The 23,137-nt window shown below is 72.2% G+C and carries 19 protein-coding genes; 7 read left to right on the top strand and 12 right to left on the bottom strand.

Translation table 11 applies throughout. The features are described from left to right. Window positions 1–18 precede the first annotated feature (18 nt). The 4 genes from coaBC to mihF form a co-directional block, all read right to left on the bottom strand. Window positions 19–1,281, bottom strand: a complete 1,263-nt coding sequence (coaBC, locus tag AC5Y43_RS02435) for a bifunctional phosphopantothenoylcysteine decarboxylase/phosphopantothenate--cysteine ligase CoaBC (protein WP_499968931.1) — start codon at window positions 1,279–1,281, stop codon at window positions 19–21. 20 nt (window positions 1,282–1,301) lie between these two features. Next, window positions 1,302–1,625, bottom strand: a complete 324-nt coding sequence (gene rpoZ, locus AC5Y43_RS02430; RefSeq protein ID WP_499968929.1) for a DNA-directed RNA polymerase subunit omega — start codon at window positions 1,623–1,625, stop codon at window positions 1,302–1,304. An 84-nt stretch (window positions 1,626–1,709) separates the two neighbouring features. Then, a complete protein-coding gene (gene gmk / locus AC5Y43_RS02425; protein WP_499968925.1) occupies window positions 1,710–2,336 on the bottom strand; it encodes a guanylate kinase in 627 nt (208 codons plus the stop codon). Between the two features lie 58 nt (window positions 2,337–2,394). After that, the gene (mihF, locus tag AC5Y43_RS02420) at window positions 2,395–2,709 is read right to left on the bottom strand and encodes an integration host factor, actinobacterial type (RefSeq protein ID WP_046185993.1); all 315 of its coding nucleotides are present in this window, start codon (window positions 2,707–2,709) and stop codon (window positions 2,395–2,397) included. 444 nt (window positions 2,710–3,153) lie between these two features. On the opposite strand from mihF, the gene AC5Y43_RS02415 reads away from it, so the two are divergent. Continuing rightward, complete coding sequence (locus tag AC5Y43_RS02415) at window positions 3,154–3,576, top strand: TOBE domain-containing protein (protein WP_499968923.1); 423 nt, start codon at window positions 3,154–3,156, stop codon at window positions 3,574–3,576. Between the two features lie 125 nt (window positions 3,577–3,701). Here the strand turns inward: AC5Y43_RS02415 and pyrF are convergent, their stop codons facing one another. The 7 genes from pyrF to pyrR form a co-directional block, all read right to left on the bottom strand. Beyond that, window positions 3,702–4,529 carry an orotidine-5'-phosphate decarboxylase gene (gene pyrF, locus AC5Y43_RS02410; RefSeq protein WP_499968920.1) on the bottom strand — a complete coding sequence of 276 codons (828 nt, stop codon included), beginning with the start codon at window positions 4,527–4,529 and terminating at the stop codon, window positions 3,702–3,704. Further along, entirely contained in the window at window positions 4,526–7,867 is a 3,342-nt protein-coding gene (gene carB / locus AC5Y43_RS02405) for a carbamoyl-phosphate synthase large subunit (protein ID WP_499968918.1), read from the bottom strand. The genes pyrF and carB overlap by 4 nt, the downstream gene beginning before the upstream one ends. Before the next feature lie 115 nt (window positions 7,868–7,982). After that, window positions 7,983–9,101: a glutamine-hydrolyzing carbamoyl-phosphate synthase small subunit gene (gene carA, locus AC5Y43_RS02400; protein ID WP_499968916.1), complete on the bottom strand. Its 1,119-nt coding sequence runs from the start codon at window positions 9,099–9,101 to the stop codon at window positions 7,983–7,985. Continuing rightward, a complete protein-coding gene (locus AC5Y43_RS02395; protein WP_499968913.1) occupies window positions 9,094–9,606 on the bottom strand; it encodes a PH-like domain-containing protein in 513 nt (170 codons plus the stop codon). The genes carA and AC5Y43_RS02395 overlap by 8 nt, the downstream gene beginning before the upstream one ends. Continuing rightward, window positions 9,603–10,895, bottom strand: a complete 1,293-nt coding sequence (locus tag AC5Y43_RS02390) for a dihydroorotase (RefSeq protein ID WP_499968911.1) — start codon at window positions 10,893–10,895, stop codon at window positions 9,603–9,605. Before AC5Y43_RS02390 ends, AC5Y43_RS02395 begins: the two co-directional genes overlap by 4 nt. Continuing rightward, a complete protein-coding gene (locus AC5Y43_RS02385) occupies window positions 10,892–11,836 on the bottom strand; it encodes an aspartate carbamoyltransferase catalytic subunit (RefSeq protein ID WP_499968908.1) in 945 nt (314 codons plus the stop codon). Before AC5Y43_RS02385 ends, AC5Y43_RS02390 begins: the two co-directional genes overlap by 4 nt. Then, window positions 11,833–12,384, bottom strand: a complete 552-nt coding sequence (gene pyrR / locus AC5Y43_RS02380; RefSeq protein WP_499968905.1) for a bifunctional pyr operon transcriptional regulator/uracil phosphoribosyltransferase PyrR — start codon at window positions 12,382–12,384, stop codon at window positions 11,833–11,835. The genes AC5Y43_RS02385 and pyrR overlap by 4 nt, the downstream gene beginning before the upstream one ends. A gap of 129 nt (window positions 12,385–12,513) precedes the next feature. Here pyrR and AC5Y43_RS02375 point away from each other — a divergent pair, with 129 nt between their 5' ends. From AC5Y43_RS02375 to AC5Y43_RS02355, 5 genes are all read left to right on the top strand, one after another. Further along, window positions 12,514–13,143, top strand: a complete 630-nt coding sequence (locus tag AC5Y43_RS02375; RefSeq protein WP_499969383.1) for a class I SAM-dependent methyltransferase — start codon at window positions 12,514–12,516, stop codon at window positions 13,141–13,143. 116 nt (window positions 13,144–13,259) lie between these two features. Then, window positions 13,260–17,960 carry a PE family protein gene (locus AC5Y43_RS02370; protein WP_499968903.1) on the top strand — a complete coding sequence of 1,567 codons (4,701 nt, stop codon included), beginning with the start codon at window positions 13,260–13,262 and terminating at the stop codon, window positions 17,958–17,960. A 132-nt stretch (window positions 17,961–18,092) separates the two neighbouring features. Next, window positions 18,093–19,382 (top strand): HNH endonuclease, encoded by a 1,290-nt coding sequence (locus AC5Y43_RS02365; RefSeq protein WP_499968901.1) that lies wholly within the window; start codon window positions 18,093–18,095, stop codon window positions 19,380–19,382. Window positions 19,383–19,428: 46 nt separating this feature from the next. Next, window positions 19,429–20,637 (top strand): serine hydrolase domain-containing protein, encoded by a 1,209-nt coding sequence (locus tag AC5Y43_RS02360; protein ID WP_499968899.1) that lies wholly within the window; start codon window positions 19,429–19,431, stop codon window positions 20,635–20,637. Between the two features lie 4 nt (window positions 20,638–20,641). Further along, window positions 20,642–21,181 (top strand): GNAT family N-acetyltransferase, encoded by a 540-nt coding sequence (locus AC5Y43_RS02355; protein WP_499968896.1) that lies wholly within the window; start codon window positions 20,642–20,644, stop codon window positions 21,179–21,181. A gap of 3 nt (window positions 21,182–21,184) precedes the next feature. Here the strand turns inward: AC5Y43_RS02355 and AC5Y43_RS02350 are convergent, their stop codons facing one another. Further along, window positions 21,185–22,465, bottom strand: a complete 1,281-nt coding sequence (locus AC5Y43_RS02350) for a cytochrome P450 (RefSeq protein ID WP_499968893.1) — start codon at window positions 22,463–22,465, stop codon at window positions 21,185–21,187. A 53-nt stretch (window positions 22,466–22,518) separates the two neighbouring features. Here AC5Y43_RS02350 and AC5Y43_RS02345 point away from each other — a divergent pair, with 53 nt between their 5' ends. Continuing rightward, on the top strand, window positions 22,519–23,115 hold the full coding sequence (locus AC5Y43_RS02345) for a TetR/AcrR family transcriptional regulator (protein ID WP_499968891.1): 597 nt from the start codon (window positions 22,519–22,521) through the stop codon (window positions 23,113–23,115). Window positions 23,116–23,137: the final 22 nt, after the last annotated feature.

Here is a 23,137-nt window from a genome sequence, read left to right as displayed (position 1 = left end):
GCACCGAAGTAAACCTTGCTACCCGCTGTCGCCGTGCAGGAACGCGACGATTGCGTCCACGATACGACTGGCCATCAGCGTCTTGGAACCGTGTGGCAGCGCCGACTCGGTGCCGTCGGAAGCCAGCAGCCAGCCGTCGTTGCTGTCCACCTCGAAGGCCCGGTTGTCGCCGACGGCGTTGACCACCAGGAGATCGCAGCCCTTGCGCGCCAACTTGGCCCGGGCGTGGAACAACACGTCGCCGTTGGCGTCGCCGGTCTCGGCGGCAAAGCCCACAATGGCCCGCATGTTGGGCAGCTGCCCGTGCGCCCGGGCGCGGACGGCGCCGGCCAGCACGTCGTCGTTGCGGGTCAGATCGATCGTCGGCAAATCGGACTGGGGGTCCGGGCCCTTCTTGATCTTGGCGGCGGCGACCTGGGCGGGCCGGAAGTCGGCGACCGCCGCGGCCATCACCAGGACGTCGGCCTCGGGGGCGTGCTTGGACACCGCCTCGCCGAGCTGCTGCGCCGAGCTGATGTGCACGACGTTGACGCCGGCGGGATCGATCAGCCCGGCGGTGTGCCCGGCGATCAGCGTCACCTCGGCGCCGCGCTGGGCGGCGACCCGCGCCACCGCGTAGCCCTGCTTGCCGGAGCTGCGGTTGCCGATGAAGCGCACCGGGTCGATCGGCTCGCGGGTGCCGCCGGCGGTGACCAGCACCCGGCAGCCGGAAAGGTCGTAGGGCAGCGCGTCGTGGCGCTCGAGCAGCAGGTGGGCCAGGGTGGTGATCTCCTCGGCCTCGGGCAGCCTGCCCGCGCCGGTGTCGGTGCCGGTGAGCCGCCCGTGCGCGGGTTCGAGCACCACCGCGCCGCGGCGCCGGAGCGTGGCCACGTTGTCGACGGTGGCCGGGTGCAACCACATTTCGGTGTGCATCGCCGGCGCGAACAGCACCGGACATCGGGCGGTCAGCAGTGTGGCGGTGAGCAGGTCGTCGGCCCGGCCGTGCACCGCCCGGGCCAGCAGGTCGGCGGTGGCCGGCGCCACCACGACGAGGTCGGCCTCCTTGCCGAGCCGGACGTGTGGCACCTCGGGGACGTCGTCGAAGACGCCGGTGCGCACCGGGTGGCCGGACAGCGCCTCGAAGGTGGCCGCCCCCACGAACCGCAGCGCGGACTCGGTGGGGATGACGCGGACGTCGTGGCCGGCCTCGGCGAGCTGACGAACGACCGTGCACGCCTTGTAGGCGGCGATGCCGCCGGAGACGCCGACGACTATTTTCGCGATCCGCTTACGGTCGTCCACAGCGCGCCCCGGCCCGCCTGTTACTCGCCCTCGGTGTGTTCGAGCAGGTCGCTGTGGATCTCGCGCAGCGCGATCGACAGGGGCTTTTCCTGCAGCCCGGGCTCGACCAGCGGCCCGACGTATTCGAGGATGCCCTCGCCGAGCTGGTTGTAGTAGTCGTTGATCTGGCGGGCCCGCTTGGCCGCGTAGATCACCAGGGCGTACTTGCTGGAGACGCGGTCCAGCAGCTCATCGATGGGCGGGTTGGTGATGCCGAGCGGCGTGTCGTAGGCGCCCTGCCCGCCTGCCGACGGGTCGAACTGGTCGACGGCGGTCAGCGCCGCGTCGGACGGGGAAATGCTCACGTAGGTCAGTCTCCTGGCGGTTTGAAGTCGGTGGAATGGGTCTGACCGCGCCTTATCAGTGCCTTTTAGTCGCTTTTTGGTGATTCATGTCGGGCCCGGCGCAGTTCCCACCAGCAAGGATACCAATTCGGCGCACGCAGACTCCAATCGACTGTTGACCACTACCTCGTCGAAGTCGTCCTGCGCCGCCATCTCGATGCGGGCCGTGTCGAGGCGCCGCCGCATCGCCTCGGGTGTTTCGGTGCCGCGGCCGACCAGCCTGGCTTCCAGATCCTCCCAGCTGGGCGGGGCCAGGAACACCGTCACCGCCTCGGGCATCGCCTCCTTGACCGCCCGGGCGCCGGCCAGGTCGACCTCGATGAGCACCGGCAGCCCGGACGCGGCCGCGGCCCGCACCGGGTCGGCCAGGGTGCCCGATCGGTGCAGCCCGCCGTGGATCTCGGCCCATTCGAGCAGGGCGCCGTCGTCGATCAGTTGCTGGAAGCGGGCGGGGCTGACGAAGTGATAGTCGACGCCGTCGACCTCGCCCGGGCGCGGCTCACGGGTGGTGGCCGAGACGCTGAACTGCAGGTGGGGAAGCCGCTCACGCAGGCAGCGCACCACCGAAGACTTGCCGACCGCGGAGGGACCGGACAGCACGACAACCCGCCCCTCGCCGGTTGGCTTCGGGCGTGCCCCCTGCGCGACGTCCGGCCCCCCGCTCGCGCTCACTCGCGCTCCCGGGTCGGTGCCCCCACAGGCCGTTCGGCCTGCATCGTCGCCGGTTCGGTTAGGAGCCGAACTTTTCCAGCAGGGCCTTGCGCTGCCGGTCGCCCAGGCCGCGCAGGCGGCGGGTGGGGGCGATCTCCAGCTCGGTCATGATTTCCTGCGCCTTGACCTTGCCCACCTTCGGCAGGGCCTCGAGCAGCGCAGACACCTTCATCTTGCCCAGGACTTCGTTGGTCTCGGCGTCCTTGAGCACCTGGGTGAGGTTGGTACCGCCACGCTTGAGGCGGTCTTTGAGCTCTGCTCGCGCACGACGTGCGGCAGCCGCCTTCTCCAAAGCGGCCGCCCGCTGCTCGTCGGTCAACTGGGGAAGGGCCACGATTCCTCCGTATCTGTCAATCGACCGAAGTCGATCTCCTTTGTCTCCTGCCGGGTACTTCAGCCAGCGGAGATGACCGTACTCACGCTTCCTGACGAAATCTAACCCGACCCCCTGGTTAATTCCGGAAATGTCCAGCGTGGGCCCGCCCGCCGGGGCCGGCGAACGGGACTTGGGGCGGCGCCGAACCGGCGTCCGCGGCCCACCGTTTCGGCGGCGGCAGGGGCCTTCGGACGGCCCGGAATTAGGTCCCTACCTGCGTGTTTGTGCTTGCCGACGGGCCCTGACCCGAGTTGCTGCGCCTTCTCCGGTGGCGCGGGTGCCGGGTGCCGGACGGCCCCGGGCTGGGGTGCCGGGCGTCACCGATTTTTCCGTTGCGTGTCGCGCGTGTCGCGTTCGCGGGATCAACCGGCAGGTCGGCGGCGCTTCCGTTACCATCGAGCGGTGCCGAACCTGCGCATCCGTCAGGCGGCTGAGCTGCTTGGAGTCAGCGACGACACGGTCCGGCGATGGATCAACCAGGGCACGTTGTCGGTCAGCAACGACGCGGCCGGCCGCAAGGTCATCGCCAGCGAGGATCTGGCGGAGTTTTCCCGGACCAACGCGCCCGCCCCGCCCCCGGACCCGCTGAGCATCGGCAGCTCGGCCCGCAACCGGTTCGTCGGCCTGGTCACCAAGGTGATCACCGACAAGGTGATGACCCAGGTCGAGATGCAGTGCGGGCCGCACACCGTGGTGTCGCTGATGAGCACCGAGGCCGCCGAGGAGCTCGGGCTCGCGCCCGGCAGCGTCGCGGTGGCCGTCGTCAAGGCCACCACCGTGATCGTCGAAACCGCCCGGCCCGGGACGGCGGTCTCCTCGGACTGAGGCCCCCGCCTGGGTTTTCGAGTGTGAGCGCAGGGCTTTCAGTGTGAGCGCAGGGTGGCATCCGGGCGATTTTTCCGCCCACGATTCACTGCCGAAGCCCAGGGTTCACACCCAAACGGCAGCGCCTACAGGGCAGACAGATACGCGACGGCGTCCAGCATCCGTTCGGCCGCCGCGCGCAGGTCCGACACGTCGGGCCCGGCCCGCAGCACCTCCCGCGCGACCGCGGGCAGCAGCTGGCCCGGAGCGGCCCCGCCCAGGCCGCCGAGCGCCTCGGGCCGCCCGCCCTGCACCCCGACACCGGGGACCAGCACCGGCCCGCCCAGCTCGCGCACGTCGGGCGCTTCGAACACCGTCGCGCCGAGCACCACGCCGACGTATCCGGGCTCGGTCGGGGTGGCGGACCGGTTGACCACCGCCGCCTGGTCGACGATCAGCTGAGACACCGTGCGGCCGTCGAACGTCGCGCGCTGCACGGTGCCGCCCTCCGGGTTGGAGGTGGCCGCCAGTACGAACACCCCGCGATCGTGGGCCGCGGCGGCCTCGAGCAGCGGCCGCAGCGAGCCGAACCCGAGATAGGGCGAGGCGGTCACCGCGTCGGCGGCCAACGGCGAATCGCCCGCCCAGGCCGCGGCGTAGGCCGCCATCGTCGTCCCGATGTCCCCCCGCTTGGCGTCGGCCAGCACCAGTACCCCGGCCGAGCGCAGCGCGGCGATGGTGCGTTCCAGCACCGCGTATCCGGCGGCGCCGTAGGCCTCGAAGAACGCCACCTGGGGCTTGACCACCGCGAACCCGGAGAAGGCTTCGATGCAGGTGTCGCAGAACGCGGCGAGCCCGTCGGCCGTGGTGGGCAGGTCCCAGGCCCGCAGCAGCTCGGGGTGCGGGTCGATGCCCAGGCACAGTGGCCCGCGGGCCAGTTTCGCCGCGGCCAGCCGGGCTCCAAATCCCGTCACTGCGCGCCCATCGCGCTGTGCAGCTCCTGTAGCGACCGCACGCCGATGTCGCCGCGGATTCCCGCCTCGATGCCCTGCACGGCGGCCGACGCGCCCTGCACCGTGGTGACGCACGGGATGTTGACCGACACGGCCACCGAGCGGATCTCGTAGCCGTCGATGCGCGGGCCCGAGTTGCCGTAGGGCGTGTTGATCACCATGTTGACGTCACCGGCCCTGATCGCGTCGACGGCCGACATCGCCGGGCGACCCGGCTGCGGCGACTCGAAATGCTTGCGCACCTCCTCGCAGGGAATACCGTTGCGCCGCAACATCTCCGCGGTTCCCTCGGTGGCCAGGACGCGAAATCCCAAGTCGGCCAGCCGCTTCACCGGGAACACCAGTGACCGCTTGTCCCGGTTGGCCACCGAAACGAATATCGTCCCGGAGGCCGGCAGCGATCCGTAGGCGGCGGTCTGGGACTTGGCGAAGGCGCTGCCGAAGTCGCGATCGATACCCATCACCTCGCCGGTCGACTTCATCTCCGGGCCCAGCAGCGAGTCGATGCCCTCGCCGTCGGCCCGCCGGAACCGGTGGAACGGCAGCACGGCCTCCTTGACCGCGATCGGCGCGTGCGGCGGCGCGTGAGCGCCGTCCCCGGAGGCGGCCAGCATGCCCTCGTCTCGCAGCTGGGCAATGGTGGCGCCCAGCATGATTCGGGCGCACGCCTTGGCCAGCGGGATCGCAGTGGCCTTGGACACGAACGGCACTGTGCGGCTCGCCCGCGGGTTGGCCTCCAGGACGTAGAGCACGTCGTCCTTCAGCGCGTACTGCACGTTGAGCAACCCGACCACACCGATGCCGTGGGCGATGGCCTCAGTGGCGCGGCGCACCTTTTCGATGTCGCTGCGGCCCAACGTGACCGGGGGCAGCGCGCAGGCCGAGTCGCCGGAGTGGATGCCGGCCTCCTCGATGTGCTCCATGATGCCGCCGATGTATACCTCGGCCCCGTCGCACAGCGCGTCGACGTCGATCTCCACCGCGTCCTCGAGGAAGCGGTCGACGAGCACCGGGTGCTCGGGTGAGAGCGCGGTGGCGCGGGTGATGTAGCCCCTGAGCGTCTCCTCGTCGTAGACGATCTCCATGCCCCGGCCCCCCAGCACGTACGACGGGCGCACCAGCACCGGATAGCCGATCTCGTCGGCGATCCGGCGGGCTTGGTCGAAAGTCGTTGCGGTGCCGTACTTCGGTGCGGGAAGCCCGGCGGTGGCCAGCACGTCGCCGAAGGCGCCGCGGTCCTCGGCCAGGTCGATGGCCTCCGGCGGGGTGCCCACGATCGGCACCCCCGCGTCGAAGAGCCGCTGCGCCAGCCCGAGCGGGGTCTGGCCGCCCAGCTGCACGATGACGCCGACGACCCCGGGACCGCCTGCGCCGGACTGGGTTTCGGCGTGGAACACCTCCAGGACGTCCTCGAAGGTCAGCGGCTCGAAGTACAGCCGGTCGGCGGTGTCGTAGTCGGTGGACACGGTCTCGGGGTTGCAGTTGACCATGACGGTCTCGAATCCGGCCTGGCTCAACGTGGTCGCCGCGTGCACGCAGCTGTAGTCGAATTCGATGCCCTGACCGATCCGGTTGGGCCCCGACCCGAGGATCAAGACCTTGGGCCTGTCGGCCTGCGGGGCCACCTCGGTCTCGGCGGCGGGGTCCAGCTCGTAGCTGCTGTAGTGGTAGGGGGTCTTGGCCTCGAATTCCGCCGCGCAGGTGTCCACCGTCTTGTACACCGGGTGGATGCCGAGGCGCTCCCGCAGCGACCGGACCCCGCCCTCCCCGGCCAATTCCGGGCGCAGCGCGGCGAGCTGGCGGTCCGAGAGCCCGCAGTGCTTGGCCTGCCGCAGCAGCCCCGCGTCGAGCACCGGTGCGGCGACCAGCTCCGCGCGGAGCCCGACCAGCTCGCCGATCTGCGCGACGAACCACGGGTCGACGCCCGAAGCGCGCGCGACGTCTTCCACCGAGGCGCCCAGCCGCAGCGCCAGCTCGATGTCGTAGAGCCGGCCCTCGGTCGGGGTCTGCAGCCGGGTCAGCACCTCCGGAGCGCCGCCGTCGGGATCCGGCTTGGTCCAGAACCCGGCCCGGTCGCTTTCCAGCGACCGCATCACCTTGCCCAGAGCCTCGACAAAGTTGCGGCCCAACGACATTGCCTCGCCGACCGATTTCATCGTGGTGGTCAGGGTCGGGTCGGCACCGGGGAATTTCTCGAACGCGAACCGCGGCGCCTTGACCACGACGTAGTCCAGCGTGGGCTCGAAGCACGCCGGCGTCTCCTTGGTGATGTCGTTGACGATCTCGTCGAGGGTGTAGCCGATGGCGAGTTTGGCGGCGATCTTGGCAATGGGGAAGCCGGTGGCCTTCGACGCCAGCGCGCTCGACCGCGACACCCGGGGGTTCATCTCGATGACGATCAGCCGGCCGTCGGCCGGATTGATCGCGAACTGGATGTTGCAGCCCCCGGTGTCCACGCCGACCTCGCGCAGGATCGCGATGCCGAGGTCGCGCATCCGTTGGTATTCCCGGTCGGTGAGCGTCATCGCCGGCGCGACCGTGACCGAATCGCCGGTGTGCACGCCCATCGGGTCGACGTTCTCGATCGAACACACCACGACGACGTTGTCGTTGCCGTCGCGCATCAGCTCGAGCTCGAATTCCTTCCAGCCGTAGATCGATTCCTCGATGAGCACGTTGGCGCTGGGGCTTTCGGCCAGCCCGGCGCCGGCCATCCGGTCGACCTCCTCGACGGATCGCGCCATCCCCGAACCCAGACCGCCCATGGTGAAGCTGGGCCGCACCACCACCGGCAGGCCGAGTTCGGCCACCGTTTCGCGGACCTCGTCCATGGTGAAACACACCCGGCTGCGGGCGGATTCGCCGCCGACCTTGGCGACGATGTCCTTGAACCGCTGCCGGTCCTCGCCGCGCTGGATGGCGTCGAAGTCGGCGCCGATCAGCTCGACGCCGTGGCGGTCCAAGGCCCCGTTCTCGTACAGCGCGACCGCGGTGTTGAGTGCGGTCTGGCCGCCCAGCGTGGCCAGCAGGGCGTCAATCTTGTTGCCGCGCTCGGCCTGCTGGGCGATCACCTTCTCCACGAAGGCGGCGGTGATCGGCTCGACGTAGGTGTGGTCGGCGTACTCGGGGTCGGTCATGATGGTCGCCGGGTTGGAGTTGACCAGGCTGACCTGTAGGCCCTCGGCCCGCAGGACCCGGCAGGCCTGCGTGCCCGAGTAGTCGAACTCGCACGCCTGGCCGATCACGATCGGTCCCGAGCCGATCACCAGTACGTGGTTGAGATCTGTCCGCCGTGGCACTAGCGGCTTCCTTCCTCGGCGCGAGGGTCCGCATTTGTACGCGATCCGCGGCGTGTCGTCGTACAAACACGCACGCTCGCGGGGGGTGGCGTCGGGGGTGGCGCGGGGGGTGGCGTCATCGCTGAGGCTCCATCAGGTCGACGAATTGGTCGAACAGGTAGTTCGCATCGTGCGGGCCGGCGGCGGCCTCCGGGTGATATTGCACCGAAAACGCCCGCCCGTCCCTGAGTTTGACGCCCTCGACCACGCCGTCGTTGGCGCAGGTATGGCTGACGATCGCCGGGCCGAACGGCGTGTCGAAGGACTGACCCGCCTCCCCTTCCAGCGCGAAGCCGTGGTTCTGCGCGGTCACCGCGACCCGCCCCGTGGCGTGGTCGATGACCGGGATGTTGATGCCGCGGTGGCCGAAGACCATCTTGTAGGTGGACAGGCCCAGCGCCCGGCCAAAGATCTGGTTGCCGAAACAGATGCCGAACAAAGGGATTCCGGCGTTCAGCACCTCGCGGGTGAGCGCCACGACGTGGTCGGCGGTGGCGGGGTCGCCGGGGCCGTTGGACAGGAACACGCCGTCGGGCCTGATCTCGGTGATCTGCTCGAAGGTCGCCGACGCGGGCAGCACGTGGCTGCGGATGCCGCGCCGCGCAAAATTGCGCGGGGTGTTGGTCTTGATGCCCAGGTCCAGCGCGGCCACCGTGAATCGGTGCGGCGCTTCGGGTTCGACGACGTAGCCGCCGTCGGTGCTGACCTCGCCGGCCAGGTCGGCGCCCAGCATCGACTGCTGGCCCCGCACCCGCTGGAGCAGCTCCTGCGGTTCGGCCAGGGCGGTCCCCGAGAAGACGCCGGCCTTCATCGAGCCGCGGCTGCGCAGGTGGCGCACCACCGCCCGGGTGTCGATGCCGGCGATCCCCACGACGCCCTGGCGGTCCAGCTCGTCCTCCAACGTGCCGGTGGCGCGCCAGTTCGACGGGCGCGGCGACGGGTCGCGCACCGCATAACCGGCGACCCAGATCTTGTCGCCGCGGCTCTCGCCGTCCTCGCCGTTCCAGCCGGTGTTGCCGATCTGCGGCGCCGTGGCCACCACGATCTGCCGGTGATAACTGGGATCGGTCAGCGTCTCCTGATAGCCGGACATGCCGGTGGAAAACACGGCCTCCCCGAGCGTCTGGCCGATTTTGCCGAACGGCTTCCCGGTAAAGACGCGGCCGTCCTCGAGGACCAGTACCGCTTTATCCACGTGCAGCTCCCTCCTGCGGCCCGAGCCACGCGGTGTATTCGTCGCGGTGGTTTGCCCGAAACCCGATATCGATTTCGGCGCCCGACGGCACCCGCCACCGGATCGCCAATATGCCAATGCGAGCCCCGACCCTGCCGGACATTCGGCGCTCCAGACGGATAGCCCGGATTGATTCTTGTGGAATCCAAATCGGTTGCGCCCGAATCCGTTCCAGCATGATGCCCTCGGGATAGCGAGTCAGCACCGCCTTGCTGCGGTAGCCCAGGTCACCGACGGCGATCCGCTCGCTCCAATCCGGAGCCATCATGGAACCGCAGTAGTGGCCACGGGTCGTGATGCTCGCCGTACCCACCCGCTGGGGGATGCCGGGCAGATCCCCGATCAGCTCCGCCTGTCGCTCCGAGCGGCCCCTCCAGCCGCGCATCGTCAGCTGGATGAGCACCGCGATCACTACCACCAGCACGGCCGCGAAGATCAGCGACCCCGCCAGCGTTGCCGAGTTCATGCCGGGCTCTTCCCGTCCCGAGCGGTGACCTTCCCGCGCAGCACTGTGGCGGTCACGGTGGCCGGCAGCGTCATCGACTCATACGGCGTGTTGGCCGAGCGGCTGGCCAGGTCCGACCCGGCGACGGTCCACGTGGCGTCCGGGTCCACCACGGTCAGGTTGGCCGGCTCCCCCACCTCCAGTGGGCGGCCGTGATCGGGCAGCCCGACGATGCGGGCGGGGTTCTCGCTCATTACCCGCGCGACGTCGCGCCACGTCAACAGGCCGGGTGCCACCATCGTCTGCGCCACCACCGACAGCGCCGTCTGCAGCCCCAGCATGCCGGGTCGCGCCGCCCCGAACTCGACGCATTTCTCGTGCTCGGCGTGCGGGGCGTGGTCGGTGGCCACGCAGTCGATCACCCCGTCGGCCAGCGCCTGACGCAGCGCGAGGGCGTCGGCGGCCTCGCGCAGCGGCGGGTTCACCCGGTTCACGCCCTGGTAGCCGGCCAGCCGGGTGTCGTCGAGCAGCAGGTGGTGCGGGGTGACCTCGGCTGTGATCGAAATGCCTTGCCCCTTGGCCCATTTGAGGATCTCGACGGTGCCCGCGGTCGACGCGTGGCAGATGTGCACCCGGGCGCCGGCGTCGCGGGCGAGCAGCGCGTCGCGCGCCACGATCGATTCCTCGGCTGCTCGCGGCCAGCCCGCCAGTCCCAGCCGCGCGGCCGTGGGTCCCTCGTGGGCGACGGCGCCGACGGTTAGCCGCGGCTCCTCGGCGTGCTGGGCGATGAGCACCCCCAGGCCGGTCGCGTACTCGAGGGCGCGGCGCATGATCAGCGGGTCGTGCACGCACACACCGTCGTCGGAGAACATCCGCACCTGCGCGGCGCCGGCGGCCATCATGCCCATCTCGGTGAGCTCGGCGCCTGCCAGGCCGACGGTGACCGCGCCGACGGGATGCACGTCGACCAGCCCGACCTGCCGGCCGCGATGCCAGACGTGGTCGGTGACCACCGGGCTGTCGGCGACCGGCGTGGTGTTGGCCATCGCGAACACCGCCGTATAACCACCCAAAGCCGCCGCCGCCGAGCCGGTTTCGATGTCCTCGGCGTATTCGCGGCCCGGCTCGCGCAGGTGGGTGTGCAAATCGACGAACCCGGGCAGCAGCACCTGGCCGGTCGCGTCGATGACGTCGGCCGTGTCGGGGATCGGCAGCCCCGCACCGATTTCGGCGATCTGGCCATCCTCGACCAGCACGTCGACGCCGTCGCCCTCGCCGTAGGGCCGCACACCGCGGATCAGCACACTCATGCCGCCATTTCCTGCGCGCCCACCAGGACGTGGAACAGCACCGCCATGCGCACATGCACCCCGTTCGAAACCTGTTGCAGCACCGCCGATTGCGACGAGTCGGCCACCGTGGACGAAATCTCCATGCCCCGCACCATCGGCCCCGGGTGGAGCACCACGGCGTGACCGGGCAGCATCGCCTGGCGCCGCTCGGAAAGCCCGTAGCGGACCGAGTACTCGCGTACCGAGGGGAAGAAGCCGCCGTTCATCCGCTCGGCCTGCACCCGCAGCATCAGCACGGCGTCGGCGGCGGGCAGCTCGGCGTCGAAGTCGTAGGAGACGGTCGCCGGCCAGCCCTCGACCCCGACCGGCAACAGCGTGGGCGGCGCGACCAGCACCACCTCGGCGCCCAGGGTGGCCAGCAGATGAACGTTGGAGCGGGCCACCCGGCTGTGCAGGATGTCGCCCACGATCACGACGCGGCGACCCTCGATGGCCCCGAGGCGCTGGCGGACGGTCAGCGCGTCCAGCAGCGCCTGGGTGGGGTGCTCGTGGGTGCCGTCGCCGGCATTGATCACCGACGGGCCGTCGTGGTCATGGGCGGTCCAGTCGGCCAGCAGGTGCGCGGCCCCCGATGCCGGGTGCCGGATGACCAGCGCGTCGGCGCCGGCGGCCCGCAGCGTCAGCGCGGTGTCGCGCAGCGACTCGCCCTTGCCCACCGACGATCCGGCGGCGCTGACGTTGATCACGTCGGCACTCATCCACTTGCCGGCCACCTCGAAGGACACCCGGGTGCGGGTCGAGTTCTCGTAGAACATGGTGACGACGGTGCGCCCACGCAGCGTCGGCAGCTTCTTGATCTCGCGGCCCACCAGGGCCTGCGCGAAGCGGTCGGCGTCGTCGAGGATGGCGGTGGCGTCGTCGCGGCTCAGATCGCCGGCGGCCAGCAGATGCCGCGTCATCGCGAGATCACCACCGCGTCGCGGCCATCGTGCTCGCTCAGCAGGACGTGCACGCTTTCGCCGCGCGAGGTCGGTACGTTCTTACCGACATAGTCGGCGCGCAGCGGCAATTCGCGGTGGCCGCGGTCCACCAGCACCGCCAGTTGCACGGCCCGCGGGCGCCCGATGTCGCGCAATGCGTCCAGCGCCGAGCGCACCGACCGGCCGGAGTAGAGCACGTCGTCGACGAGGATCACCAGCGCGTCGTCGATGCCGCCGGCGGGGATCGAGGTCGCCTCCAGGGGCCGCGGGGGCTTTTGCATCAGGTCGTCGCGGTAGAGCGTGATGTCGAGGGCGCCGTGGGCGACGTGCACCCCGCTGAATTCGCCGATGTTGGCGGCCAGCCGCTGCGCCAGGATCACGCCGCGCGTCGGGATCCCCAGCAGCACCACCGGGGTCCCGCCGGAGCCGTCGAGTGCGGTCTTTTCGATTATTTGGTGCGCGATGCGGGAAATGGTGCGGCTCACGTCGGCCGCGGACATCAGTTCCCTGCCGTTGGCGTCACCCATGCGAGACCTGACCTCCTTCTCCGCCTCTCTGGACGGATCGTTAAAGGATGTCGACTGCCGGGCAGCGTAGCATTCCGGCCTACCCTGTCGAAAATGACAGGCTCTAATCTTTCCGGGTTTCCGTCCGGATTGCAGCGGATGGACTTCGACGCGCTTTACCGAGGCGAGAGCCCCGCGCCGGGGATCCCACCGATGACCGCACCGCCGTGGGATACCAAGGCGCCCAAGGAAAATGTCATCGCCTGGCACACCGGCGGCTGGGTCCACGGCGACGTGCTCGACATCGGCTGCGGCCTCGGCGACAACGCCATCTACCTGGCCGCAAACGGCTATCGCGTCACCGGGCTGGACATCTCCCCCACCGCGCTGATCACCGCCGAGCGGCGCGCCGCCGACGCCGGAGTCGACGTGAAATTCGCGGTGACCGATTCCACCAGCCTCGAGGGCTACGCCGACGCGTTCGACACCATCGTCGACAGCGGCATGTTCCACTGCCTCGACGACGAGGGCAAGCACAGCTACGCCGCCGCTGCGCATCGGGCGACCAGGCCGGGCGCCACGTTGCTCATCAGTTGCTTCTCCGACGCCAACCCTGAGGCGGATTGGCCGCGGCCTTCGGTGTCCGAGCCGACGCTGCGCGACGTCCTCGGCGGCGCCGGCTGGGACATCGAATCGCTGGAACCGGCGGCCGTGCGCCGCGAGGTGGACGGGAGCCCGGTCGAAATGGCCTTCTGGTACGTCCGCGCGCAACGGCGCTAGCGCCTGTTCTTCGCGCCCAGGAACGTACCGCAGCAAAAGCCCCAATCATGGTTGACGCGCCCCTGGTCGAGCGTACAGTCGACGCACTTGCACTCCGTGCGGCCAAGGAGGCGTCCATGTCGTCGTTCGTGGTGGTTGCTCCTGAGGTGTTGACGTCGGCGTCGGCGGATTTGGCGGGGATCGGTTCGTCGGTCGGAGCGGCCAACGCGGCCGCCGCGGGGTCGACGGCGCAGATTTTGGCGGCGGCCCAGGACGAGGTATCGACGGCGATCGCGGGAGTGTTCGGCAGCTACGCCCAGGACTATCAGTCTGTCGCCGCGCAGGCGGCGCGGTTCCACGCCGAGTTCGTGCAGGCGCTGACCAGCGCCGGTGGTGTCTATGGGGCCACCGAGGCGGCGAGCGCGTCGCCGTTGCAGACGTTGGAGCAAGACGTTCTCGCGGTGATCAACGCACCCACCAATGTGTTGTTGGGGCGGCCGCTGATCGGCAATGGCACGGATGGGGCGCCGGGCACCGGACACGCCGGCGGGCCGGGCGGGATCTTGATCGGCAATGGCGGCGCCGGAGGTTCGGGGGCGCCGGGCGGGGTCGGCGGGCCGGGTGGTCGGGCGGGGCTGATCGGTACTGGCGGGATCGGCGGCACGGGTGGGGTCGGCGGCGGCTCCGGCGGCGTCGGGGGCCTCGGGGGCTATTTGTGGGGCAACGGCGGAGCGGGTGGGGCCGGCGGTGTCGGTGGGCCCAATGTCAACGGGGGGACGGGCGGGCTCGGCGGCAACGCGATGCTCTTCGGCAACGGCGGGTCCGGCGGTGTCGGCGGGGCCGGCGCGCCCGGTGCGGCGGGCGCGCTGGGAAACCTGGCCAACCCCACCGGCGGCACGGGCGGTGACGGCGGCACGGCCGGTATCGGCGGGGTCGGGGGCAACGGTGGGCTGGTGTTCGGCGCGGGCGGGACCGGCGGCCAGGGCGGCGTCGGCGGCGGCGGCGGAAACGGCGGGACGGGTGTTACCGGCGGGGGCACCGTCGGTGGTAGCGGGGGCACCGGCGGTGGCGGCGGCGGTGGCGGCGTGGGCGGCGCCGGTGGCCACGCCTCGTCGATGTTCGGGCAGGCGGGCGCGCACGGCGACGGCGGCGCCGGCGGCGCCGGCGGTGACGGCGGGCAGGGCGCGGCGGGCACCGCGACAATCGCCGCCGGCCAGGGCGGCAACGCGGGTAACGGCGGTGCGGGCGGCGTGGGCCTGGGCTCCAGCAACGGCGGGGCCGGCGGCCAGGGCGGGACCGGCGGCAACGGCGGCAGCGGCGTCGACAACTCCACCTCGGTGGTAGCCGGCGGCGCCGGCAATAGCGGCGGCACCGGCGGCCTCGCCGGCAACGGTGGCACCGGCGGCAATGGCGGCAACGCCGTCGGGTCGGGCGCCGGCGGGCTCGGCGGCACCGGCGGCGCCGGCGGCCAGGGCGGCAGCGGCGGAGGAGGAGGGGCCACCACCGCCGCCGGCCACAACGGCGGCGCCGGCGGCCAAGGCGGCTACGGCGGCAATGCGGGCAACGGCGGCAACGGCGGCGACTCCGCGTCGGGCACCCCCGGTAACGGCGGGGTCGGCGGGGCCGGCGGGGCCGCCGGCAACGGTGGCGACGGTGGCACCAGTGGGCCGGGCGGCATCGGCGGCAACGGCGGCGGATCCGGCGACTACTACGGCGGCGGCGGCGTCGGCGGCAACGGCGGTAACGGCGGTAACGCGCTGGGCGCGGCCAATAGCGGCGGGACGGGCGGCGCCGGCGGGGCCGGCGGCAACCAGGGCACCAACGGCGCCGGCGGCGCGGGCGCCGCGGCCACCGCCACTGATCCCGGCGGCAACGGCGGTGCCGGCGGCACCGGCATCTGGGGCGGGAGCAATGGCGGTGTCGGCGGCAACGGAGGCAACGCCGCCGGGTCCGGCAGCGGCGGGACCGGCGGTGCCGGCGGCTCCCTGGGCAACGGAAGTGACGGTGGCGCGGGCGGTGCCGGCGGTGCGGCCTCGGCCACCCAGGCGGGCGGCAACGGCGGCGACGGCGGTGACGGCGGCTACGCCGGTGGATACAGCAACTGGGGCGGCAATGGCGGCAATTCCGCGCTGGGCAACGGCGGCAACGGCGGAGTCGGCGGCAACGGCGGCCTGGCCGGCAATGGCGGCGCGGCCGGCGCCGCGGGTGCGGGCTCGGCCACCCAGGCTGGCGGCAACGGCGGCAACGGCGGCGATGGCGGAGGCGGCGGCGACGCCGGCACCGGCGGCAACGGCGGCAACGCCACCGGGTCCGGTAACGGCGGCAACGGCGGCGCCGGCGGCGTGAGCACTGCCGGCGGTAACGGCGCGCGGGGCAGCAACGGCGGCACCGGCGGCAACGGCGGCAATGGCGGCACTGGCGGCTACGGCGGTGGATTCGGTAACGGCGGCAACGGTGGCGACTCCGCACTGGGCAACGGCGGCAACGGCGGCGACGCCGGCGTCGGTGTTGCGGCCGGGACCGGTGGCGCGGGCGGGGACGGTGGTGCGGCCTCGGCCACCCAGGCGGGCGGCCACGGCGGCAACGGCGGCGGTGGCAGCTATGGCGGGGGCGAAGGCGGCATCGGCGGCAACGGCGGCAACGCGCTGGGCCCATCCGGCAATGGCGGGTCCGGCGGCGCCGGAACTCACGGCGGCGCCGGCACCGACGGCGGCGCGGGCGGCGTCGGCGGCGCGGCCTCGGCCACCCAGGCGGGCGGCCATGGCGGCAACGGCGGCGACCCCACCTACGGCGGCGGATTCGGCAACGGCGGCTACGGCGGCAACGCCGCCGGGTCGGGTAACGGCGGGGCCGGCGGCGACGGCGGCGCCGGCGGTCACGCCGGCAACGGCGGCGCGGGTGGCGCCGGCGGTGCGGCCTCGGCCGGCGCCGCGGCCGGCGCCGGAGGTAACGGCGGCACCGGCCACTTCGGCGGGGGCGGCGGCGGCACCGGCGGTAACGGCGGCAACGGCGGCAACGCCGCCGGGTCGGGCGACGGCGGGCTCGGCGGTGCGGCCGGTGCGGATGGGGACGGCGGCGACGGCGGCGCGGGCGGCGCCGGGGGTGCGGCCTCGGCCACCGTCCAGGGCGGCGCGGGCGGCAACGGCGGCAATGCCAACAGCGGAGGGGCATTCGGTAACGGCGGCAACGGCGGCAACTCCGCGCTGGGCAACCCCGGCAACGGCGGCGACGGCGGCGCCGGTGGTCACGCCGGAAACGCCGGCGCGGCCGGCGCCGGCGGTGCGGCCTCGGCCACGGCCGCCGCAGGGGCCGGCGGCAACGGCGGCAACGGCGGCAATGGCGGGGGCGGCGGTAACGGGGGCAACGGCGGCAACGCCGGCGGGTCAGCCACCGGCGGGACCGGCGGCGCCGGCGGCGCGGGCGGCGCCGCCACTAACGGCGCCGACGGCGCGGCCAGCGGCGGCATCAACCAAAACGGCGGCAACGGCGGCAGCGGGGGCGGCGGCGGCCACGGCGGCAACGGCGGCAACGGCGGCAACTCCGCGCTCGGCAACGCCGGAGACGGCGGGGCCGGCGGGGCCGCCACCCAGGGCGGTAACGGCGGCCACGGCGGCACCAGCGGCCCCGGGGCGTCCGCCGTCGGCGGCACCGGCGGGGCACCGGGCAGCGGCAGCGGCGGCGGCAAGGGCGGCAACGGCGGCAAGGCGCTGGGCCCGTCCGGCAACGGCGGGGCCGGCGGGATCGGTGGGGTCGGCAGCAACGCCGGTGCCAGCGGCGTGGGCGGTGACGGCGGCGCGGCCACCGCCACCGAGCCGGGCGGTACCGGCGGTCAAGGCGGCAATGGCGGCGGCTTCGTGTTCGGCGCCGGCGGGGGCGGAGCCGGCGGCAACGGCGGCAGCGCCGCCGGGTCGGGCACCGGCGGCAACGGCGGCGCCGGCGCCGCCGGCGGTGCGGCCCCCACCGGCGGTCAGGGCGGCACCGGCGGCGCGGCCTCGGCCACCCAGGCGGGCGGCAACGGCGGTCAGGGAGGTGACGGCGGCTTCGGCGGCACCGGCGGTTCCGGCGGCAACGGCGGCGACTCCGCGCTGGGCAACGCCGGTAACGGCGCGGACGGCGCCGCTGCCACCGTCGGCGGGGCCGGCGGACAGGGCGGCACCGGCGGCGCGGCCAACGGCACCCAAGCGGGCGGCAACGGCGGCCAAGGCGGCAACGGTGCTTACGGCAAGAACGGCGGCGCGGGCGGCAACGGCGGTAACGTGACGAACGCGGCGGGCACCGGTAACGCCGGCACCGGCGGCAACGCCGGCGATGGCAGCCTCGGCGGGGCCGGCGGTCAGGGCGGCACCGGCGGTGCGGCCTCCGACCAAGCGCCCGGAGGGACCGGCGGCAACGGCGGCAACGGCGGCAACCCCGGCTACGGACTGTCCGGCGGCACGGGCGGCACCGCCGCCGGGTCGGGCAACGGCGGAAACGGCGGAAACGGCGGCAACGCCCCCACGAGTGGCGGGGCCGGCGGGGCCGGAGGCACCGGCGGTGCCGGCAGCCCCACCCAGCCCAGCGGCGGCGGCGGCAACGGCGGCAACGGCTTCGGCGGCTACGGCGCTAACGGTGGCAACGGCGGCAACGGCGGTGACTCGTTGAGTCCCGGACCCAACAGCGTCGGCGGTTTCGGGGGCAATGCCGGCACTGGCGGAACCGGGAACAGCGCCGGCGGCGCCGCCGGTCAGCCCGGGGACGACAACGGCGGCGGCTCCGGCACGCCCGGCAATGCCGGCTCACCCGGCGCCGGCCCCGGCACCCCCGGCTCCCCCGGCACCAACGGCGCCCCCCCACCGTGATGCGCGGCCCGAAACAGGCTAGCCACGCTCGTCGGCCGTGGTCATGTCGCGGCCTTCGGGTGGTAGCCGAGTAGCGGTCGCGGTTGGTGGCACCGAGTCGAGCCCGACGGACGGTGTGGTAGTGTCGAACACATGTTCGAATCCCGGGGACTCGCCGCGGTTGATCCGCACGCCGACGAGGCCGCGCTGATCGCGCGGATCGCCGAGCTGGAGGCGGTCAAGTCGGCGGCCGCCGCGGGCCAGGCGCACGCGGCCGCGGCGTTCGAAGCGCTGCGCCGCTCCAACGAGGCCGACGCGGGAGTTCCGGCCGCCCAGCGCGGGCGCGGGGTGGCCAGCGAGATCGCCCTGGCGCGACGGGATTCCCCGGCGCGGGGAGGGCGGCATCTCGGATTCGCCAAAGCCCTCGTGCACGAGATGCCGCATACGCTCGCCGCACTCGAGGCGGGGCGGTTGTCGGAGTGGCGGGCCACCCTGATCGTGCGGGAATCGGCGTGCCTGGACGTCGAGGACCGCCGCGCGCTGGACGCCGAGATGTGTGCCGACGGGGCGAAGCTGGACGGGATGGGTGATGCGCGCATCGCGGCGGCGGCCCGGGCGATCGCCTACCGGCTCAACGCGCAGGCGGTGGTCGATCGGGCGGCGAAGGCCGAATCCGAACGCACGGTGACGATCCGGCCGGCCCCCGACACCATGACCTGGGTGTCGGCGCTCCTTCCCGTGGCCAAGGGCGTGGCGGTGTACGCGGCGCTCAAGCGCGCGGCCGACACCACGTTCGACGGCCGCTCCCGCGGCCAGGTGATGGCCGACACGCTGGTCGAGCGGGTCACCGGGCGACCCGCCGAGGTGGCCGAACCGATCGCGGTCAACCTGGGCCTCTCCGACGAGACGCTGCTGGGTAACGACGACAGCGCCGCGGTGGTCGACGGCTACGGCCCGATCCCGGCGGCGGTCGCCCGCCACCTGGTGAGCGACGCGGTCGCCGATGAGCGGTCCCGGGCCACGCTGCGTCGCCTCTACCGGCATCCCCGCTCGGGAGCCCTGCTCACTATGGAGTCGCGGGCGCGCTGCTTCCCGAAGGGGCTGGCGACGTTCATCGGCTTGCGCGATCAACGCTGTCGCACCCCCTACTGCGACGCCCCGATCCGCCACCGCGACCACGCCGAACCGAGCCACCGCGGCGGCCCGACCACCGCGGCCAACGGGCTGGGATCGTGCGAGCTATGCAACTACGCCAAGGAGGCGGCGGGCTGGCGCGTCACGACGTCAGTGGACGAAATGGGTTGCCACACTGCGGAATTCGTCACTCCCACAGGTGCCCGTTATCAATCCGGTGCGCCACCGGCGCCCGGGCGTCCCCGGGTGGACCTCAGCGAGGTCGAAACCCGGATCGCGATCAAACTCGCCGACCTGCATGCGGCCTAGGTTGGCGCCGGTCGGCCACGACGCGGCGCCCACTAACCTGAACAGCGTGAATCTGGACGTCAATCAGGCCTCCATCCGCGAGGTGTGCGACGCCGGACTGCTCGCCGGTGCGGTGACGATGGTCTGGCAGCGCGGAGAACTGCTGCAGGTCAACGAGATCGGGTACCGCGACATCGACGCGCGCCTGCCGATGCAGCGCGACACGCTGTTTCGCGTCGCCTCGATGACCAAGCCGGTCACCGTCGCCGCGGTGATGAGCCAGGTCGACGAGGGCAAGCTGTCGCTGAAGGACCCGGTCGTGCGGTGGGCCCCGGAGCTGGCCGACGTGCGGGTGCTCGACGACCCGCACGGCCCGCTGGACCGCACGCATCCGCTGCGCCGCGCGATCCTGATCGAGGACCTGCTCACCCACACCAGCGGCCTGGCCTACGCGTTCTCGGTGTCCGGGCCGATCGCGAAGGCCTACATGCGGCTGCCGTTCCACCAGGGGCCGGACGCCTGGCTCGCCGGGCTGGCCGAGCTGCCGCTGGTGCATCAGCCCGGCGAGCGGGTCACCTACAGCCACGCCATAGACCTGTTGGGCGTCATAGCTTCTCGCGTCGACGGCAAGCCGTTCCACGAGGTTCTCGACGAGCGGGTGCTCGGCCCGGCGGGCATGCCCGACACCGGTTTCTTCGTGTCCACCGAGGCGCGCCGGCGCGCGGCGACGATGTACCGGCTCACCGACGAGCACGAGCTGCAGCACGGCGTCATGGGCCCGCCGCACATCACGCCGCCGTCGTTTTGCAACGCCGGCGGCGGGCTGTGGTCGACGGCCGACGACTACCTGCGGTTCGTGCGGATGCTGCTGGACGACGGGACGGTCGACGGGGTGCGGGTGCTCTCGGCCGAGTCGGTGCGCCTGATGCGGACCGACCGGCTCACCGACGAGCAGAAGCGCCACAACTTTTTGGGCGCGCCGTACTGGGTCGGCCGCGGCTTCGGGCTGAACCTGTCGGTGGTGACGGACCCGGCCAAGGCCACACCGCTGTTCGGGCCCGGCGGGCCCGGGACGTTCAGCTGGCCGGGCGCCTACGGCACGTGGTGGCAGGCCGACCCGTCCGCCGACGGTCTGATCCTGCTGTATCTGATCCAGAACCTGCCCGACCTGACCGTGGACGCGGCCACGGCCGTCGCGGGCAACACGTCGCTCGCGAAACTTCGTACGGCGCAACCGAAGTTCGTCCGCCGGACCTATCAAGCGCTCGGCCTCTGACGCGATGGTCGCCTACCCGCCCGACCGCATCGCGGGGCCGCGGCTGGTACTGCGCCCGCCGGTGCTCGACGACGCCGGCGCGTTGTTCCAGCGGGTCGCCCGCGATCCCGCGGTCACCAAGTACCTGCTGTGGGCGCCGCACCTCAACGTTGCCGCGACGCGGCGGGTGATCGCCGAAAAGCTCAACGCCAGCGGCGAGGAGCGCACCTGGGCGATCGCTCTGAAGCACCGCGGCGACGTCATCGGGCTGGCCAGCTGCCGGCGCCCCGTGCCGCACTCGGTCGAGATCGGCTACTGCCTCGGCCGGCGGTGGTGGGGCAAGGGCTACATGTCCGAGGTGCTCGAGCTGCTGCTGACCGCGCTGGACGCCGACCCCACGGTGTACCGGGTCTGGGCGACGTGCAGCCCCGACAACGAGCGCTCGGCGCGCCTACTCGAGCACGCCGGTTTCGTCCTGGAGGGGCGGCTGGCGCGGCACGCCGTCTACCCCACCATGGGCCCCGAGCCGCAGGACAGCCTGCTGTACGCCAGGATCCTGCGGTAACGCTCAGTCCACCGGGGTGAACTCGATGTGCAGCTCGGTGAGCCCGCGCAGCAAAAACGTGGGCTCGTAGCGGTAGTGGCGGTCGGTGGGCGGACCGTGCTCGGCCGCGCTGATCGCGACGTCGCGCGTGCGGTCGAGCAACCGGTTGATGGTGATCTGCCCTTCCACCCGCGCCAGCGGGGCGCCGGCGCAGGTGTGGATGCCGCGGCCGAAGGCGATGTGCTCGCGCACGTTCTTGCGGTCGATCCGGAACTCGTTGGGGTTGTCGAACTTTCGCGGATCACGGTTGGCCGCGCCCAGGCACAGCATCAGCACGGTGCCGGCCGGGATGCGCACCCCGCCCAGCGTGGTGGTCTTGCGGGCCAGCCGGAAGTCGACCTTGGTCGGGCTCTGCATGCGCAGCGCCTCCTCGATGAATGCGCCGACGAGGCCGCGGTCGGTGCGCAGCCGCTCCTGCAACTCGGGCCGGTCACCGAGCACTTGCACCGCCGAGCTGAGCAGCTTGGTCACGGTCTCCTGTCCGGCGGCGAACAGGAACGTCGCCGGGCGCACCACCTCCAGCAGCGGGGGTGTCGAGCCGTCGGGGTAGGTGGCGGTGGCCAGGCCGGTGAGCACATCCTCGCGCGGGCGTTCGCGACGCTCGGCGAGGTAGCCGCTGAACAGGTCGTCGAGGTACTGCAGCGGGTTGCTGCCGACGGGCTCGTGATCCAGGGCGCCGACCCGCGCGCCCGGTGCGTTGCCGGCGCCAAGGTTGCGGCGGATCTGCGCGCGATCCCCGTCGGGCACCCCGAGCAGATCGGCGATCGCCAGCGTCGCGAACGGCTTGGCGTACTCGCCGAGGAATTCGCAGCGGCCGTTGGCGATGAACTCGTCGAACTGCCGATCGGCCAACTGCCAGATGTAGTCCTTGTTCTCCTGCAGCCGGCGCGGCGTCAGCAGCCGCCCCAACAGGGAACGGGCCTTGTCGTGCTCGGGCGGGTCCATGACGACCATGTGCTCGAAGATCGGGAACTCGTGGCGATGCGCCTCGATCTGCTCGCTGATGTCGTCGCCCTCCGGGGTGAACGGCAGCGGCGGAAACGGGCCGCCGATCGCGTTGACCGCGGAGAACGAATCGGAATCCTTGAAAGCCGCGAGCACCTCCTGGTAGCCGGTGACGGCCACCACCCCGTGGTGCGGCTCGCCGAACACGGGCCCCTGGTCGCGCAGATAGTCCCAGTACTCGTAGGGATCCTGCGCGACGTGCGGGTCGCTGAAGTAGTCGACGTCGGCGACACCGGTCACGGGTCCAGAACCTTTCGATACTTGATCGATCGACCAAATTGCTAGGATGCGGTATGCGTACCACGGACAGCCCGAACCGGTCAAGCAACGAGGGGGCGCGCGGCAAGCTCATCGAGGCGACCGCCCGGATCATGCGCGACGAGGGCTACGCCGCGGCCACCTCCCGTCGGGTGGCCGCCGAGGCCGGGGTCAAACAGGCGCTCGTCTACTACTACTTCCCCACCATGGACGCCCTGTTCGTCGCGGTGCTGCGCGCCGGCGCCGACGCCGCGCTGGCGCGCATGCGCGCCCTGCTGGCCGAGGACGACCCGCTGCAGGCGCTGTGGCTGATGAACAGCGATCCCGCTCTGACCACGCTCAATGCCGAATTCATGGCGCTGGCCAACCACCGCAAGGACATCGGCGCGGAGCTGAAGGCCTACGCCGAACGCGTGCGCGACATCGAGACGGCGGCCGTCACGATGGTGCTGCGGGCCAACGGCTTCGATCTCGAGGAGTACCCGCCGGTGGCGATCTCGATGCTGATCGCGCAGACCGCCCGCAGCCTGTGCAACGAACGCGCCGTCGGCGTCACCCAGGGGCACGACGAACTGCGCGCCTTCGCCGAACGCCAGCTGAACCTGCTGAGGGCAGCGACGCCGCGCGGTTGACACCGCGACCGAATGGTGTAAC

It is taken from the genome of Mycobacterium sp. NGS57 (assembly GCF_059812405.1).
Note: the sequence above shows the minus strand (reverse complement) of the source record. Positions and strands in the feature narration are given on the sequence as shown.

What these genes read in the sequence shown, in the direction of transcription:
- AC5Y43_RS02395 (WP_499968913.1), bottom strand. Translation starts at nt 9,606, where the DNA reads ATGAACTCGGCAACGCTGGCGGGGTCGCTGATCTTCGCGGCCGTGCTG.
- AC5Y43_RS02390 (WP_499968911.1), bottom strand. Translation starts at nt 10,895, where the DNA reads ATGAGTGTGCTGATCCGCGGTGTGCGGCCCTACGGCGAGGGCGACGGC.
- AC5Y43_RS02385 (WP_499968908.1), bottom strand. Translation starts at nt 11,836, where the DNA reads ATGACGCGGCATCTGCTGGCCGCCGGCGATCTGAGCCGCGACGACGCC.
- pyrR (WP_499968905.1), bottom strand. Translation starts at nt 12,384, where the DNA reads ATGGGTGACGCCAACGGCAGGGAACTGATGTCCGCGGCCGACGTGAGC.
- AC5Y43_RS02370 (WP_499968903.1), top strand. Translation starts at nt 13,260, where the DNA reads ATGTCGTCGTTCGTGGTGGTTGCTCCTGAGGTGTTGACGTCGGCGTCG.
- AC5Y43_RS02365 (WP_499968901.1), top strand. Translation starts at nt 18,093, where the DNA reads ATGTTCGAATCCCGGGGACTCGCCGCGGTTGATCCGCACGCCGACGAG.
- AC5Y43_RS02355 (WP_499968896.1), top strand. Translation starts at nt 20,642, where the DNA reads ATGGTCGCCTACCCGCCCGACCGCATCGCGGGGCCGCGGCTGGTACTG.
- AC5Y43_RS02345 (WP_499968891.1), top strand. Translation starts at nt 22,519, where the DNA reads ATGCGTACCACGGACAGCCCGAACCGGTCAAGCAACGAGGGGGCGCGC.